A 16,183-nucleotide genomic window follows, 5' to 3' on the forward strand; every position below is an offset into this window, starting at 1 on the left:
GTGACGCTCACCCGGAACGACCGGGCTCGTCCCCGGAAGCGGAGACGCCACCCTGCCGGAGCAGTTCTCTCCATGCGGACAGCGCGGCCGCCTGGTCGCCACGGTCTGCCGCGGCACGCGCCCGGTGCGCCAGCGTGGCGGCGGCCTCGAACGATTCCGCCGCGCCCACCGCGTGGGTCGCGTCGCAGGCTTCGACGGTCCCTTCCCGCTCCGGGGTGGTCAGGTCGATCATCCGCAGCTGACGACCCTGCGCGGCCGCACGGCCCAACTGGCCGGCGAGCGCGGACAGCAGCGCCGGGATGTCGTCGATCAGGTGGCCCACCGGAAGTCTGGTGTGCCAGCCGAGGTCGGCCTGCTCGACGATCTGGCTGATGCTCTCGGCGTCGAACGCGTGCGATCCTTCCAGCCACCTCAGCGCGAACAGCTCAAGGAAGTAGGACAGGACGGGGATCGACCGCCGGTACTTGATCAGCTTGATGATGCGGATGGCCTCCCTGCAGGTGTAGTCGACGCCGCCGGGACTGGCGTCGAGTGTGCGCTCGTGCAGTGCCGGTGAGGTGCCCAGCCAGCGATCCTCCGTGGCCGGGAACGCCACCTCGACCAGGCCGGAGCTGGGCGCGGTCACCGGAGAGTCCCACAGGAAGTCGGCCTCGCAACCAGGGACCAGTTCCATGGACGGCTCAGCGGTGAGCGAAGGGAAGTGGACCGCGGGGAAGGCGCGTCTCAGCGGGCCGAAGCCGGACATCGGGCCCATGGCCTCCAGGCGGTCGGCGAACAGGTCGTAGGCTTTCCGCGGCCTGATGGGCCCTGGCGGCGGCCGGTCCGCCGCCATGGCCTCCAGGAGCTGTTCGATCGAGTACGGCAGGACCGTGTCGGCCGCGCCGTGACGGATCGGATCAGCGAAGACGGCGAGCATGTCGACGTCGCTGAAGCCCGCGACGCTGGTCGCGCAACTGGCCGAGCCGACAGGCGCCCACCTCGACGTGCCGAGAGCCTTCAGCTGACGCTGAGCCGCCGCGAGCAACCGCTCCCCGCATGGCCCTGGGCGGGGCGGATCGGACACGGCCTCATCGACGTCTCGGAGAAAGGCTCGCACGGCCATGCGGCTCCCGGCAGCACCCATGGCCGGGATTCTGCCAACCGGACGACGCGGCGGCGACCTTTCTGGCGTCGTACAGCTCATGGCGTCACCCGCTTGACCTCACCGGCGCGGTGTGAGCAAATCCCGTTAATGTGACGTTCACCACTGAAAGTGAGGCGGTCGTTGGCGACCTCGACGGAGCCGGCCTCAGGCGGAGCCCACCTCTCAGACACCAAACGAGCTTTGCTGGAGCAACGCCTGCGCCGCAGGTCGAACGGCAAGCCGACCGCGATCCCACGCCGCCCCGCCGGCGCGGACATCCCCCTGACCCACGCCCAGGAGGGCCTGTGGTTCATGGAGCAGTTCGCCCCCGGCACGGCCGCCTACACCATCCCCCTCGTGGTGCGCCTGCGCGGGGACCTCGACGCCGCACGGCTGCGCCGAGCACTCGAAGCGGTCGTGGACCGGCACGAGATCCTGCGTACCCGATTCTGCGCCGACCCCGACGGCCGCCCTCGCGTCGAGGTGGCCGGCACCGGGCAGGTGGAGCTGCGCCGCGTGAGCGCCCCGGACGAGGCGGCGGCCCGTGAGCTCCTGAGCGCCGAGCTGGCCAGGCCCTTCGATCTCGCCGCAGAACCGCCCGTGCGCGCCCTGCTCGTGCGGCTGGCCGGCGACGACCACGTCCTGCTGGTGGCCCTGCACCACATCGCCGGTGACGGCTGGTCGCTGGAGATCCTGGCGGGGGAGCTCCGTGCTCTGTACGCGGGGGAGGAGCCGCCCGCGCTCGCCCTGCAGTACGGCGACTTCGCCGTGTGGCAGCGCGGCCGACCGGCGGACGAGGCGGACCTGGCCTACTGGCGCGAGCGGCTGGCCGGAGTGCCGCCCATCGAGCTGCCCCTGGACGGCAGGCGCGGCGCGGTGGCCACCTTCGAGGGCGACTCCCACACCTTCAGGCTCGGCCCCGACGTGCTGGCCGCGGCCACCAGGCTGGCCCGCGAGCACGACGCGACGCTCTTCATGGTCGTCCTCGCCGTCTACCAGGTGCTGCTCGCCCGCCACAGCGGCCGGTCCGACTTCGCGATCGGCACGCCGGTGGGCGGGCGCCCGCGCAGCGAGCTCGAACCGCTCATCGGCATGTTCGTCAACATGCTGGCCATGCGCGCCGACCTGGAGGGCGACCCCACCTTCGCCGAGCTGCTCGCCCGGGTCAGGCGGAGCACGCTGGACGCCTTCGCGCACCAGCGGCTGCCCTTCGAGCAGCTCGTCGGCGAACTCGGCCTGGCCCGGGACGTCTCGCGTACCGCGGTGTTCCAGGTGGCGCTGGCGCTGCGCAGCTACGGGGAGGACACCGCCGCCTGGCCGGGCCTCACGGCGGAGCCGTACCCGCTGACGGCCGGGGCCGCCCCCTTCGAGCTGGAGCTGTTCCTGACCGAGCGCGGCGGCGGGCTCGACGGGCTGTTCGTCTACAACCGGAACCTGCTGGCCAAGGCCACGGTCGAGGAGCTCGGCGCCCGGTTCGGGACGCTCCTGCGCGCCGCGCTCGCCGGGCCGGACCGGCGGGTGTCGGACCTGGAGCTGCTGACCGGGCCGGAGCGCGAGCGCGTGCTGGCCCTCTCGGCCGGGCCGAGCGTGCCGTACCCGGCGGAGCGGACGCTGGGAGAGCTGTTCGAGGAGCAGGCCGCCCGCACGCCCGGCGCCGTCGCCCTGGAGTTCGGCGGGCGGCGGCTCACCTACGCCGAGCTGGAGCGGCGCTCCGGCGAGCTGGCCCGGCGATTACGCGACCTGGGCGCGCGGCCGGGCGTCAGGGTCGCGGTCGCCATGGAGCGCTCCCTCGACCTGGTCGTGAGTCTGCTGGCGGTGGTCCGGTCCGGCGCCGCGTACGTGCCGCTCGACCCCGACTATCCGCGCGAACGCCTGGACTTCATGCTGCGGGACGCGCGAGCCGCGATCCTGCTGCCCGAGGAGACCGTACTCCAGCGCGAGGACGTGCCGGACACGCCGCTGACCCCCGCCTGTCCCGCGTACATGATCTACACCTCCGGCTCGACCGGACGCCCGAAGGGCGTGCCGAACTCCCATGCCGCCATCGTCAACCGCCTGGACTGGATGCAGCGGCGCTTCGGCCTGACCGGCGCCGACGCGGTGATGCAGAAGACGCCCGCCGGGTTCGACGTGTCGGTCTGGGAGTTCTTCTGGCCGATCATCACCGGCGCCCGCCTGGTCGTCGCCGCGCCCGGCGGCCACCGCGACACCGCCTACCTGCGCGACCTGATCGTCTCCTCCGGCGTGACGACCATGCACTTCGTGCCGTCGATGCTCGCCGCCTTCCTGGAAGAAGAGGACGTCGAGCGCTGCGTGTCGCTGAAGAGGGTGGTCTGCAGCGGGGAGGAGCTGCCGGTCGCCGTCGCCGCCCGGTTCTTCGAACGGCTGCCGGAGGTGGAGCTGCACAACCTCTACGGGCCGACCGAGGCCGCCGTCGACGTGACGGCCTGGCGCTGCGTGCCGGGCGCGAGCCGGATCCCGATCGGCCATCCGGTGCAGAACACCCGCGTCCACGTCCTCGACGCGCGGCTGCGGCCGGTGCCGCCCGGCGTGACCGGCGAGCTGTACATCGGCGGCGTCCAGGTCGCCCTGGGCTATCACGACCGGCCCGGCCTGACCGCCGAACGCTTCCTGGCCGACCCGTACGGGCCCGCGGGGTCACGTCTTTACCGCACCGGCGACCTGGCCCGGACGCACCGCGACGGCGCCGTGGAGTTCCTCGGCCGGGCCGACGACCAGATCAAGATCCGCGGCCAGCGGGTCGAGCCGGGCGAGGTCGAGGCCGTGCTCCGCGAGCAACCGGGCGTGCGCGAGGCGCTGGTCGTGGCCGACGCGGACGGCCTGGTGGCCTACGTCGTCACCGATGCCGAGGCGACCGGGTTGCGTGCCCGGCTCAAGGAGCTGCTGCCCGACCACATGGTGCCCACCGCCTACGTGCGGCTGGACGCCATGCCCCTCAGCCCCAACGGCAAGGTGGACCGGTCCGCGCTGCCCGCCCCCACCCGGTCGAGCGGCGACGGGGCCTTGCCGGCCACCCCCGCCGAGATCGCCGTCGCCGGGATCTGGAGCGAGCTGCTGGGCGTGCCCGGCATCCGGGCCGACGACGACTTCTTCGACCTCGGCGGGCACTCGCTGGTCGCCATCCAGGTGGTGGCCCGGATCCGCAAGCTGCTGGCCCCGGCAGAAGGCCGCTCGGTGGGCGTCATGGACCTGTTCCAGCACCCCACGGTGCGCGGCCTGGCCCAGCTCATCGAAGGGCCGGCCCCGGCCGAGGACAGGCCGCGCGCGCTGCTGCACCGCCTCACCCGCTCACGCGTCACCCCCGCGCTCACCCTCGTCTGCTTCCCGTACGGCGGCGGCAACGCCCTGGTCTACCAGCCGCTCGCCGACGCCCTGCCCGAGGAGTGCGCGCTGTACTCGATGGCCTTCCCCGGCCACGACCCCGGCCGCCCCGACGAGCCGGTGATGCCGCTGGAGGAGGTCATCGAGCAGGCCGTACGCGAGATCCTCGACGGCATCGACGGCCCCATCGCCCTGTACGGTCACTGCGGCATCGGCGGCGCCGTCACCGCAGAGGTCGCCCGCCGGCTGGAGGCCCGGGGCCGCGAACCGGCCGCGGTCTACATCGGCGCGATCTTCCCGTTCGCCCGTCCGGAAGGGCGGATCGCCGGGCCGCTGGGCAGGCTGCTGCGCACCGACCGCCTGCGGGGCGACCGCTCGTACGAGAACCGCATGAAGGCCATGGGCAACGACATCTCCGGCCTGGACGAGGAGCAGGTCAAGTTCATGGTCCGCAACCAGCGGCGGGACACGCTGATCGCGGAGGAGGCCTTCACCCGCATGCTGGCGGAGCGGGCCGAGCCCTTGCGCGCCCCGGTCATCGCGGTCGTGGGGGAGCAGGATCCGGCCACCGACTACTACCGCGAGCGCTACCGGGAGTGGCACTTCCTGTCCGAGACCACGGCGCTGGTCGTCCTCGACGAGGCCGGCCACTACTACCTGAAGTACCGCGCCGACGACCTGGCCCAGGTCCTCACCAACACGCACATCGCCATGGAGTACGGCTCGGCCGCCGAGCTGAGCCGCCAGGCCCGCGGCCCCGCCGCCGGATGGTGGGTCGAGGAGACGTCGGCCCCGGACGGTCAGGAGGCTCCGCAGGCCAGGAAGCGGGCGCCCGAGCCCGGCATGCGCCGGTTCCTCGCCGTCTCGGCGTTCCAGCTCCTGTCCATGGTCGGCACCGCGGTGACCGACTTCGCCATCCCGATCTGGGTCTACACCACCACCGGCTCCCTGCTGAACTTCGCCCTGCTGGTCGCGCTCGCGATCATGCCGGGCGTGCTGGCCGCCCCGCTGATCGGCGCGCTCGTCGACCGGCACGGCAAGAGAGCCATGATGGCGCTGGGCAACTGCCTGGCAGGCGGCGTGCAGCTGGTGTTCGGCGTGCTGCTGTGGACCGGCGACCTGGCCACCTGGCACATCTATCCGCTGGTCACCCTGCTCTCGATCACGCTGGTCTTCCAGCGGCTCGCCTACACCGCGGCGCTGCCGCAACTGGTGCCGAAGCGGTATCTGGGGCACGCCGCCGGCGTGGTGCAACTGCTCGCCGGCACCTCCCAGTTCGTCGCCCCGCTGCTGGCCGTCGCGCTGCTGGCCGGGATCGGCCTCGGCGGCATCCTGGTGATCGACGTGGTCAGCTTCGCCGTCGTGCTGGCCGCGCTGGCGCTCATCCGCTTCCCCGCCACGATGGCGCTGGAGCGGCGCGAGACGCTGGCCGCCGAACTGGCCGGCGGGTTCCGCATGTCGCTGGGCAACCGCCACCTGCGGGCCGCGCTGCTCTACTTCGCGGTGCTGAACGTCATGCTGGCCGCGGTGCTGATGTCGATCTCGCCGCTGGTGCTGTCGTTCGCCGACCTGGACACCGCCGGCCGCATCTCGTTCGTCGGGGGCCTGGGCGCCACGTTCGGCGGCGTGATCGTCGCGCTGTGGGGCGGGCCGCGCCGCCGCCGGATGCGCGCCGTGCTGCTCGGCACCCTGCTGCTCAGCCTGTTCGCCGTCGTCACCGGGGTGTACGCCTCGCCGCTGACCGTGGGCCTGGGCGCGTTCGGGCTGTGGTGCAGCCTGTCCGTGGTCAACGGCGTCTTCATGACGATCATCCACGTGAAGGTGCCGCAGCGGTTCCACGGCCGGGTGATGGCGTTCAACCAGATGATCTCCTGGTCGACGCTGCCGGTCGGCATGGCCGTGGTCGCCCCGCTCGGGGAACGCCTGCTGGAGCCGCTGCTCCTGCCCGGCGGCGCGCTGGCCGACACCGTCGGCGTGGTGATCGGCGTGGGCCAGGGGCGCGGCATCGCGTTCATGTACGTCCTGCTGGGCCTGGGCATCGCCGTCCTGGCGCTGGTGGCCATGCGGATCCCGGTGCTGGCCGGGTTCGACGAGGCGGTGCCGGAAGCGGACCCGGACGACCTGGTCGGCGCGCGGGCGCTGCGGGACCGGGCGGGCAACGTCGTCAGCCTCGCCTGGAGTGCTCCCGCCTTCGCCAAGGCGCTCACCATGCCGCTCAGCGCGGCCAAGGCGGCTGAGCTGCTCGGGGAGCCGGTCGAGAAGGTGCTGCTGCGCACCGGCGGCGAGATCAGCGCCGTGTACGAGGTCAGGACCCGCGACCGCGAGCTGATCTTCAAGCTCTACCCGGGGTTGTTCACCGAACGCATGCGCAAGGAGCTGCACGTCTACGAACTGCTCAGCCGAACCGGCGCGGCCGCGCCCACCGTGGTCCGGGCCGACGACTCCAGGCGCGACCTGCCCCAGGCGTACCTGGTCATGACCAAGGTGGCGGGCCGGCCGCTCTCCCAGGTCTCCGCCGGAATGGACCGGACGACCGTCGAGCGGCTCTACCGCGACATGGGCCGCCTGCTGCGCACCGTGCACGGCGTCACGGTGCCCGCCTTCGGCCCGCTCGACGGCGTACAGGAACCCACCAACGACGCCTACGTAGGCGGCCAGTTCGAGCTCAAGGCCGCCCACTTCGCCGAGTTCGGCGGCGACCCCGGCCTGCACGCGGCGCTGCTCGCCCGCCTGCGCGCCGACCGCCACCTGCTGGCCCGCCGCACCACGCCGGTGCTGCTGCACCACGACTTCCACGAACGCAACGTCATGGTCGCAGAACGCGCCGGCCGGTGGGAGCTGACCGGCCTCATCGACGTCGAGAACGCGCTCGGCGGCGACCCGCTCATGGACCTGGCCCGCACCGACTACTTCGCCGTCCGCGACGACCCGCTCCGCCGCCGCGCCCTCTACGAGGGGTACGGCGACCTGCCCGCCGACTGGGCCGAGCGGCTGGCGTTCTACCGGCTCTACCACGCCCTTGACCAGTGGCACTGGCTGGCCACGATCGGCGAGGTCAGCGCGCTGGAGCCGATCACCCGGGAGATACGCGCATGCCTGTGACCGAAGACGCCTTCGCCGCCTCGTACGCGCAGGAACGCGTCTGGTTCCTCACCAGCCTGCTGCCTGACGTGCCGCTCTACAACATCGCCGGCGTCTCCCGGCTGGAACGGCTCGGCGAGGTCGAGCCCGGCCTGGTCGAGCGGGCGCTGCGGATGCTGGCCGAACGGCACGAGCCGCTGCGGACCCGCCTGGAGCCGCGCGGCGAGGAGGTCGTGCAGCTGATCGCCCCCGAGGCGACGGTGCGGCTGGCCTGCACCGACCTGTCCGGCCGCCCCGAGCGGGACCGTCCCGGTGACCTCGCCGCCCTGGCGGCGGCCGACGCCGCCGAGCTGTTCGCCCTCGACGACGCGCCCCTGTGGCGGGCCCGGCTGGTGCGGCTCGGCGGCGGGCAGTGGCGGCTCGTGCTCGTCGCCCACCACGCCGTCTTCGACGCCTGGTCGATGCGGATCTTCACCGAGGACCTCGCCGAGGCGTACCACGCGCTGCGCGAGAACCGGGCGCCCCGGTACGCCGAACTGGCCGTGCAGTACGCCGACTACGCCGTCTGGCAGCGCGAGCAGGGCTTCGAGGCGTCCCTTGCCTACTGGCGCGAGCGTCTGGCCGGATCGGCGCCGCTGGAACTGCCCACCGACCGGCCGCGGCCGGCCGAGCTCGGCTACGCGGGCGCCAACCACCCCTTCACCGTCCCCGCCGCGCTGACCGAGCGGGTGACCGCCCTGGCCAGGAGCACCGGCAGCACCTCCTTCATGGTGCTGCTCACCGCGTTCGCCGCCCTGCTCGCCCGCTGGAGCGGGCAGACCGACGTGGTGATCGGCTCGCCCGTCGCCGGACGTGACCAGCCCGAGCTCGGCCCGCTCATCGGCATGTTCGTCAACACCCTCCCGCTCCGCACCGACCTGAGCGGCGACCCGTCCTTCGCCGAGGCGCTGGAACGGGTGCGGACCACCGTCGTGGACGCCCTCGACCACCAGGACGTCCCCTTCGCCCGCATCGTCAGCGAACTGAACCCGCCGCGCGACCCCTCCCGCACCCCGCTCTACCAGGTCGCCTTCAACCAGCTGCCGTACGACGTGCGCGGCCAGATCGGCACCGGCACCACCAAGACCGACCTGACCTTGGAGATCCAGAACGCCGAGGGCGATCTGAGCGGCTGGCTGGAGTACGCCACCGACCTGTACGACCCCGCCACGATCGCGCGGCTGGCCGAGGGGTTCCTCGCCCTGCTCGACGCCGCCACCGGCGACCCCGCCCTCCCGCTGTCGCGGCTGCCGCTGATGCCCGCGGGGAGGCGGGAGGAGACGGTGACCTCCTGGCACGGGCCGCGGCTGCCGTACCCCTCCATGCCGTTGCACGAGCTCGTGGCCGGGCACGCGGCCGCCACGCCGGGCGCGCCCGCCGTCGTCGTCCCGCACGAGGGCCGCACGCTCACCTACGGCGAGCTCGACGAGCGGGCCGCGGCGCTGGCCCGGGTGCTCGTCTCGCGCGGCGTCCGGGTGGAGTCGCCGGTGGCGGTCTGCCTTCCGCCCGGTGGCGACCTGGTGGTCGCGCTGCTCGCGGTGCTCAAGGCGGGCGCCTGCTACGTGCCGCTCGACCCGCGCTACCCCGCCGAACGGCTGCGCTTCATGCTGGCGGACTCGGGGGCCGCGCTCGCCCTGACCACGCCGGAGCTGGCCGGACGGCTGCCCGGCGTGCCCGCGCTCACCGACCTGGCCCAGCGCCCGCCGGACGACCGGCCGCTGCCCCGGGTCTCGCCCGGCCATCTGGCGTACGTGATCTACACCTCCGGCTCCACCGGGGTGCCCAAAGGTGTCATGGTGCCGCACCGGGGCGTGGTCAACCTGGTCACGAGCCTGGCCTTCACCGCGGCCGAACGCATGCTCCTGCTCACCCCGATGTCCTTCGACATCGCCGCGCTCGAACTCTTCGGACCGCTGCTCTCGGGCGGCGCCGTGGTGGTGGCGCCGCCCGACAGCAAGCTGGGCGCGGTCCTGGCCGAGGCGGACGTGCGCACCGTGCAGGCGCCGCCGTCCGTGCTGGAGGAGATCGCCGAGGAGCTGCCGGTCGGCCTGCCCCGGGTGCTGAGCGGCGGCGAACCGCTCGGCCCCGCGTTCGCCCGGCGGCTGCGGGAGGTGGCCGGCGAGGTGCACAACATGTACGGCCCGACGGAGACCACCATCTGGTCGCTCACCCACCTGACGCGGCCGGGGGAGCAGACCGTCCCCATCGGCCGCCCGGTCGCCAACACCACCGCCCACGTGCTGAGCGAGGTCCTGGAGCCGGTGCCGCCCGGCGTGGTGGGAGAGCTCTGGCTCGGTGGCGACGGGCTGGCCCGCGGCTACCACCGGCGGCCGTCCCTGACCGCCGAACGGTTCGTCCCCGACCCCTTCGGCCCGCCCGGCGCCCGCCTCTACCGGACCGGCGACCTGGTGCGGCGCCTGGCCGACGGCGCCGTGGAGTTCGTCGGCCGGGTGGACGACCAGGTGAAGGTGCGCGGCGTGCGCCTGGAGCTCGGCGAGGTCGAGGCCGCCCTGACCGCGCATCCTGGGGTCACCCGCGCCGTCGCCGCCGTCCGCGACGACGCGCCGGGCGGCCGTGCCCTGGTGGCGTACGTGGACGAGCACGCGCCCGTGGCCGAGCTGCGCGCCTACCTGCAGGACCGGCTGCCCTCCACCATGGTCCCCAGTCTCTACCTGGCCGTCGGCTCCTTCCCCAGGCTGCCCAACGGCAAGCTCGACCGCTCCGCCCTGCCCGCCCCCGTCCCCGCGCCCGCCGCCGAAGCCCTCCTGCCGCGGACGGCCGCGGAGGAGCTGGTGTACGAGATCTGGAGCGAGGTGCTGCACCGGGACGGGTTCGGCGTGGAGGAGGACTTCTTCGACCTGGGCGGGCACTCCATGCTCGGCACCCGGGTCGTCGCCAGGATCTGCTCGGAGGTGGAGATCGAGCTGCCGCTCAACATCCTCTTCCTGACCCGTACCGTCCGCGGGCTGGCGGCGGCGGTGGAGGAGCGGCTGGCGGCCGAGATCGACGCGTTGTCGGACGAGGAGGCCGCGGCCCTGATGGAGACCTGACGCCGGGGCCGTTCAGCCGTCCTCGGGCTCGCCCGTCTGCCGCCGCCACTTGGCCATCGACCGCTCGATCTCCTCGCGCATGAACGCGAAGAACCGGCGGGTCTCGTCCAGCCGCTGCCCGGCCGTGGAGTCGAGGCCCAGGAGCGTGGCGCCCTGCTCGGCGCCGGTCTGCACCTGGACCAGCATCGGGACGGACTGGCTGATGAAGTGGCTCCAGGTGTGCTCGTGGACGCGGCAGAAGTCGTGCCGGCTGCCGGGCTCGCGCCCACGCTCGACCAGCCGCACCCGCACCAGGTACTTGACCGCCCCAGAGATCGCCGAGGCGCCGACACCCAGCTGCTCGGCCAGCTCGGCCGCCGACAGCCTGCCGGAGTCGGTGACCAGCAGCGCGGCGTACACGCGTGCGGCCATCCGCGGCATGCCGGACTCGACCAGGATCTGCGCGAACCGTTCCCGGAAGTCCGCGATGGCGCCCTCGCCTGCTCGCGTCACCGCGGCAGCTCCTTCCTCCGTCGTGACGTTACCGTCGTCGTGTCGTCATATTTTAGTACATTTCAGAAACTTCACGAATTTTGTGGAACAAGAGTAGCGTTGTCGTCGTGACGGACACCGGACTCCTCGGAGTGCAGAAGACCCTCACTCCTGTTCTCAAGGCCAAGGCACTGGACAACCTGCTGCCGGCCCCGATCCTCGGCGACGCCTACGCCGAGCGGGTGATGCGCCGCCTCGACCCCGGCTACGACCGGCGCGGATTCGGCAGGAGCCAGATGGGCCTGGCCGCCGTGGTCCGCTCCCTCGCCCACGACGACTGGGCCCGGAGCTTCCTCTCCGATCATCCCGACACGGTGGTCCTGCACCTGGGCTGCGGCCTCGACGCCCGGGTCCACCGGATCGACCCGCCCGCCACCGTCGACTGGTACGACGTGGACTACCCCGCCGTCATCGAGCTGCGGCGGCGATTCCTGCCGCCGCGCGACCACTGCACGCTCGTCGGCGCCGACGTCACCGACCTGACCTGGCTGGACCGCGTCCCTCGCGGCCGGCCGGCGCTGATGATCGCCGAGGGGCTGGTGCCGTACCTGACCGAGAAGGACGTCCACCGGCTGCTGACGGGCGTCGTCGACGCCTTCCCCACAGGGCAGATCCAGATCGACACGGTGCCGGTCTGGGCCTGGCGCACCTCGAAGTGGGACCCGACGCTGCGCAAGTACGACGCTCGGTTCCACTGCGGCTTCGACGTCCCCGCCGAGCTGGCCGCGTGGCACCCACGACTGGAGTACGTCGACGAGGCGCCGATGTACGACGCGCCGATCCTGAGGGCCAAGGCGCCCGCGCGCATCCGCCGTCTGTACCGCGTGATGAACCTGGTGCCGGGCATGAAACGGTCCACCCGCATCGTCCGCTTCCGCTTCCGGGAGACGCCGGCCTGACCCCGGCCCTGAACACCGGCGGAGCGCCATGGTCAGGGCGGTGACGTTACAGTGGGTGGAGGTGTCGAATCGGCGTTGGGGGACGCATGAAGCGACGCGCTGTGAGGACCGCTGCCGCCGCCGGGGCACTCCTGGCCGCCGTCACCACGGGTTTCGGGACCGCCGCTGCGGCCGTACCGACAGCGTCCCCGAGTCCTTCTCCTGCGGATCCGCGGCCGACGTGCCCGGGTCTGGGGCCGATGTACCCCATCACCAGCGAATACGACTACCTGGCGCAGATGGTGCCCCACCACGAGGAGGCCGTCACCGCCGCGCGGCAACTGCAGCGGTCCGAGCGGCCCGACATGCGGCGGCTCGGGCAGTCGATCGTCACGACGCAGACTGCCGAGATCGGCAGGATGAGAGGGTGGCTGGAGCAGTGGTACCCGCGGAGTCCGGCGCCGAGCCCCAGCGTGACCACGATGCCCGACCTGTCGGGGCTTTCGGGAGATCAGCTCGACAGGACGTTCCTGCAGTACATGATTCCGCACCACATGATGGCGATCATGATGTCGCAGCAGGTGCTCATGCACGGTGAGGCGGAGCATGCCGAGGTAGCCGGCTTCGCCCGAACGGTACGCGACGACCAGTGGGCCGAGGTGCGCCTGATGCGGCGATACCTGGTCCAGTGGTTCGGGCAGCAGGGCACGCCCTGCTTCCCGGAAGCGCCCGGCATGCCCGGTATGCCACCAGGGCGGCATCCGGGAGCACCTGGCCAGCCGACGGCCGAGCCCTCATAGCTGCCCCGGATGAAGAACATCGGCGCGATCGAGCTGTACAGCCCCGAGGCCGCCCAGACCGCTTGGCGGGCAAGCTTCTCGAAGCGGCCGATCAGTGGGGGAGGGGTGCTGTTCCGTTCGTGCGCTATTCCTCGGTTCGGAGGGTCGCTCGCGGTGGCTCCGTGAGCAGCGCGGCCGCCCAGAGAAATACCTTGGGATCGCCGAGGCCTGAGTCGGTGAGCCATTGAGCGGCCCGACGCGCGTCTTGCTCGTCCTGGATCAGCCCATTGAGGTCCGGCTGGATGCCGGTGGCTTGGTGAACGTCGGTGACGAGGTCCCCCATGCAGGTCCAGGTATGCCAGTTTCCGATGTCGAAGCCGACCAGTTCGAAACCCAGCCGCCGCTCGCCGGGGCCGGGGAACTGCTCATGCCGGATCAGTCGCTCCTGGAGGCTGCCGTCGCAGCCATCGTCGGCCATATCGGCCTGCAGCCCCCGAACATCGGCGGCAGCGAATCCGACTCCGAGCACGTGCAACCCCGAGTTTCCGGCCTGATTTCGGGCGATCTCAGCCTCCTGGGGACTGGCGAACCAGTGATCCCAACCACTGGGATCCACCGGCACCAAGTCCACCACGCAGTCGCTCAGCGACAGCAGACTAGGGCCAGGCAGGCCGGCCTCCTGCCAATCTTGCCGATCAGTGCGTGTAGCCACCCGATAGCCGGCAAGGACGTAATCCAGTTCCATGGCACTTCCCTCTCACTTGTCGCTGCATCACTCGAGGTGCGGCACACCAGTCGGCGTGTACGGCAGCTGCAGTGCTGAGGCGCCCGACAAGCGATCTGGTTGATCGGCCCACGCCCAGGCCGCCAGGGTCGGGGGCCATGGCGGGCGCGGTCCTGGTTCAGGGGGCCGCGCTCGCCTTTGCCGCTTCTTCTTGGCGGGCCAGCACCCCGGAGATGGTCACCTTCACCGTCCGGCGTATCACGTCGGCGAAGTCGAGGCGCATGGCGGCCAGCTCCGGGTCGGAGGCGTAGGCGGCCAGCATGGCCTCCGAGGGCCGGTCGCAGGGCCAGGCCGCGGCGGCCATCAGCAGGGTGACCTCCACCACCCGGGACGCGCCCTGATCGCCGAGTTCGGGCACATGCCGCAGCACCAGCCGGACCAGGGTCTGCATGGAGTGCTTGGCGGCGTGCTTGTGCCGGACGGCGACCTCGGTGGAGATGTTGTGCTCCAGCACGGCGGTCTGGGCGCTGAGCAGGTCGCACAGTACCGGCCGCCGCGTCAGTGAGGTGGCCAGGATCTCGGCCAGCCGGTCGCCGCGCTGCCGGGGTGTGCCCTCACCGGGCCGGTGGGAGTGTTCCAGGCCGGCGAGCCAGTCCTGGATCTCGGTGTCCAGCAGGTCGAGCAGGACGGCCTCGCGGGAGTCGAAGTAGCGCAGCACGTTGGACTTGGCCAGGCCGATGCGGCGACTCAGCTCGTTGAGGCTGAGCTTGGCGACCGGCATCTCGGTGAGCATCGCGGCCGCGGTCCGCAAGATCTGGCGTCGTCGTTCGGTCCGCTGCTCCTCGGTGCGGGCGCGCTTGAAGTTCACGTTCCCATGATACATACCGTCGGTCTCTTATTAAGAGCCCATCGGTCTATTACGGTTGAAGGGGTTGCGGACCAGCAGTTTTTAGGGAGATCCGTCATGTACCAAGTACCCGACCAGAGCGGCAAGCTCGCCGTGGTGACCGGCGTGAACAGCGGCACCGGCCAGGCTGCCGCGACCAAGCTCGCCGCCTCCGGCGCACGGGTGATCCTGGCGGTGCGCACCGTCGCCAAGGGCGAGCAGGCGCGGGCGGAGATCCTCAGGGCCCATCCGGCGGCGCAGATGGAGGTACGACGGATCGACCTGGCCGACCTGACCTCGGTCCAGGAGTTCGCCGACGCACTCATCGCCGGCGGGCGGCCGCTCGACATGCTGCTCAACAACGCCGGGGTGATGTTCCCGCCGGTGCGGCACGAGACCGTCGAACGGGTTCGAGCTGCAGCTGGGCAGCAACTTCCTCGGCCCGTTCGCGCTGACCGTGCGGCTGCTGCCGCTGCCGCTGCAGGCGCCCGCCGCGCGTGTGGTGATCATGAGCAGCGGCATGGCCGCCCGCGGCACGATCGACTTCGACGGCCTGAACTGGCGGCGCGGTTATGACCCGGCCGGTGCGTATGGCCGGTCGAAGCTGGCGGACCTGCTGCTGAGCCGGCCGACGAAGAGGCCCCGGCGAGCGAGGTGATCGTCTCGGCGTCGGCGAGTTGCCGACACGGCAACGAATCTTGGCCCGCCGGAAGCCGCCGACCTATGGTCGACGCGATCACGAGGTCGCAGGTCGGGGGAGGGCGCGATGACGGTCCAGCACAGGATCCTGGAAGCGGGCGCGGTACGCATCCACACGGTGGAGCAGGGCAGCGGGCCGCTGGTGCTGCTGGTGCACGGGTTCCCCGAGTCCTGGTATTCGTGGCGGCGGCAGATGCCCGTCCTGGCACAGGCGGGCTACCGGGCCGTCGCGCTTGACGTGCGGGGATATGGCCGCTCGTCCAAGCCGCGGGACCCGGCCGCCTACCGGATGCTCGACCTGGTCCAGGACAACGTCGCGGTCGTGCGGGCGCTCGGCGAGACCTCGGCGGCGATCGTCGGCCACGACTGGGGGGCGACGATCGCCGCGCACTCCGCGCTGGTCGCGCCCGAGGTGTTCCGCGCGGTCGGCATCTTGAGCGTGCCCTACACGCCGCCGGGCGGACCCCGGCCGAGCGAGATGTTCGCGCAGATGGGCGGGGAGGAGGAGTTCTACGTGTCCTACTTCCAGGAGCCCGGACGGGCCGAGTCCGAGATCGAGCCCGACGTGCGCGGCTGGCTCGCCGGGTTCTACCGCGCTCTGTCCGGCGACACCATGGCCGGACCCGACCCGCACTTCGTCACCCGCGACGGCGGCACCCTGCGCGAGCGGTTCCCCGCCGGGGCACTGCCGTCCTGGCTGACGGAGGAGGAGCTCGGCTTCTACGCCGCGGAGTTCGAGCGGACCGGCCTGACCGGAGCGCTCAACCGCTACCGCAACATGGACCGCGACTGGGAAGACCTGGCCCCCTACGCCGGGGCCCCGATCAAGCAGCCGTCCCTGTTCATCGGCGGCAGGCGCGACGCCTCCACCATGTGGCTGTCCGACGCCGTCGACGCCTACCCCCACACCCTCCCCGGCCTGACCGGCAGCCACCTTCTGGACTGCGGTCACTGGATCCAGCAGGAACGCCCCGACGACGTCAACCGCCTCCTCCTGGAATTCCTCGGCAGCCTCTGACACCGTGCCCGACCAGGCCCGGACGAGCCGGCC

The 16,183-nt window shown here is 72.0% G+C and carries 10 protein-coding genes; 6 read left to right on the top strand and 4 right to left on the bottom strand.

From position 1 onward, the window contains the following. Positions 1-7: 7 nt before the first annotated feature. Positions 8-916 carry a hypothetical protein gene (locus AB0K05_RS37780; protein ID WP_364235803.1) on the bottom strand — a complete coding sequence of 303 codons (909 nt, stop codon included), beginning with the start codon at positions 914-916 and terminating at the stop codon, positions 8-10. 408 nt (positions 917-1,324) lie between these two features. On the opposite strand from AB0K05_RS37780, the gene AB0K05_RS37785 reads away from it, so the two are divergent. Continuing rightward, on the top strand, positions 1,325-7,567 hold the full coding sequence (locus AB0K05_RS37785) for an amino acid adenylation domain-containing protein (protein ID WP_364235806.1): 6,243 nt from the start codon (positions 1,325-1,327) through the stop codon (positions 7,565-7,567). Continuing rightward, complete coding sequence (locus AB0K05_RS37790; RefSeq protein ID WP_364235809.1) at positions 7,558-10,635, top strand: amino acid adenylation domain-containing protein; 3,078 nt, start codon at positions 7,558-7,560, stop codon at positions 10,633-10,635. Before AB0K05_RS37785 ends, AB0K05_RS37790 begins: the two co-directional genes overlap by 10 nt. Before the next feature lie 12 nt (positions 10,636-10,647). Here the strand turns inward: AB0K05_RS37790 and AB0K05_RS37795 are convergent, their stop codons facing one another. Beyond that, positions 10,648-11,127 carry a MarR family transcriptional regulator gene (locus tag AB0K05_RS37795; protein ID WP_364235812.1) on the bottom strand — a complete coding sequence of 160 codons (480 nt, stop codon included), beginning with the start codon at positions 11,125-11,127 and terminating at the stop codon, positions 10,648-10,650. Between the two features lie 107 nt (positions 11,128-11,234). On the opposite strand from AB0K05_RS37795, the gene AB0K05_RS37800 reads away from it, so the two are divergent. Together AB0K05_RS37800 and AB0K05_RS37805 are read left to right on the top strand one after the other, a co-directional pair. Further along, positions 11,235-12,065: a class I SAM-dependent methyltransferase gene (locus AB0K05_RS37800; protein WP_364235815.1), complete on the top strand. Its 831-nt coding sequence runs from the start codon at positions 11,235-11,237 to the stop codon at positions 12,063-12,065. A gap of 239 nt (positions 12,066-12,304) precedes the next feature. Then, entirely contained in the window at positions 12,305-12,844 is a 540-nt protein-coding gene (locus AB0K05_RS37805; protein ID WP_187281169.1) for a DUF305 domain-containing protein, read from the top strand. Positions 12,845-12,968: 124 nt separating this feature from the next. Here the strand turns inward: AB0K05_RS37805 and AB0K05_RS37810 are convergent, their stop codons facing one another. Both AB0K05_RS37810 and AB0K05_RS37815 read right to left on the bottom strand, forming a co-directional pair. Then, positions 12,969-13,568, bottom strand: a complete 600-nt coding sequence (locus tag AB0K05_RS37810; RefSeq protein WP_271276759.1) for a hypothetical protein — start codon at positions 13,566-13,568, stop codon at positions 12,969-12,971. 157 nt (positions 13,569-13,725) lie between these two features. Beyond that, positions 13,726-14,415, bottom strand: coding sequence for a TetR family transcriptional regulator (locus AB0K05_RS37815; protein WP_364235818.1), 690 nt, complete (start codon positions 14,413-14,415; stop codon positions 13,726-13,728). Between the two features lie 96 nt (positions 14,416-14,511). Here AB0K05_RS37815 and AB0K05_RS37820 point away from each other — a divergent pair, with 96 nt between their 5' ends. Further along, positions 14,512-15,009: an SDR family NAD(P)-dependent oxidoreductase gene (locus AB0K05_RS37820; RefSeq protein WP_271276761.1), complete on the top strand. Its 498-nt coding sequence runs from the start codon at positions 14,512-14,514 to the stop codon at positions 15,007-15,009. A 190-nt stretch (positions 15,010-15,199) separates the two neighbouring features. Further along, positions 15,200-16,150, top strand: a complete 951-nt coding sequence (locus tag AB0K05_RS37825; protein ID WP_364235820.1) for an alpha/beta hydrolase — start codon at positions 15,200-15,202, stop codon at positions 16,148-16,150. Positions 16,151-16,183 lie beyond the last annotated feature (33 nt).

The sequence above is a fragment of the Nonomuraea sp. NPDC049486 genome (assembly GCF_040676925.1).
Taxonomy (GTDB): domain Bacteria; phylum Actinomycetota; class Actinomycetes; order Streptosporangiales; family Streptosporangiaceae; genus Nonomuraea; species Nonomuraea ferruginea.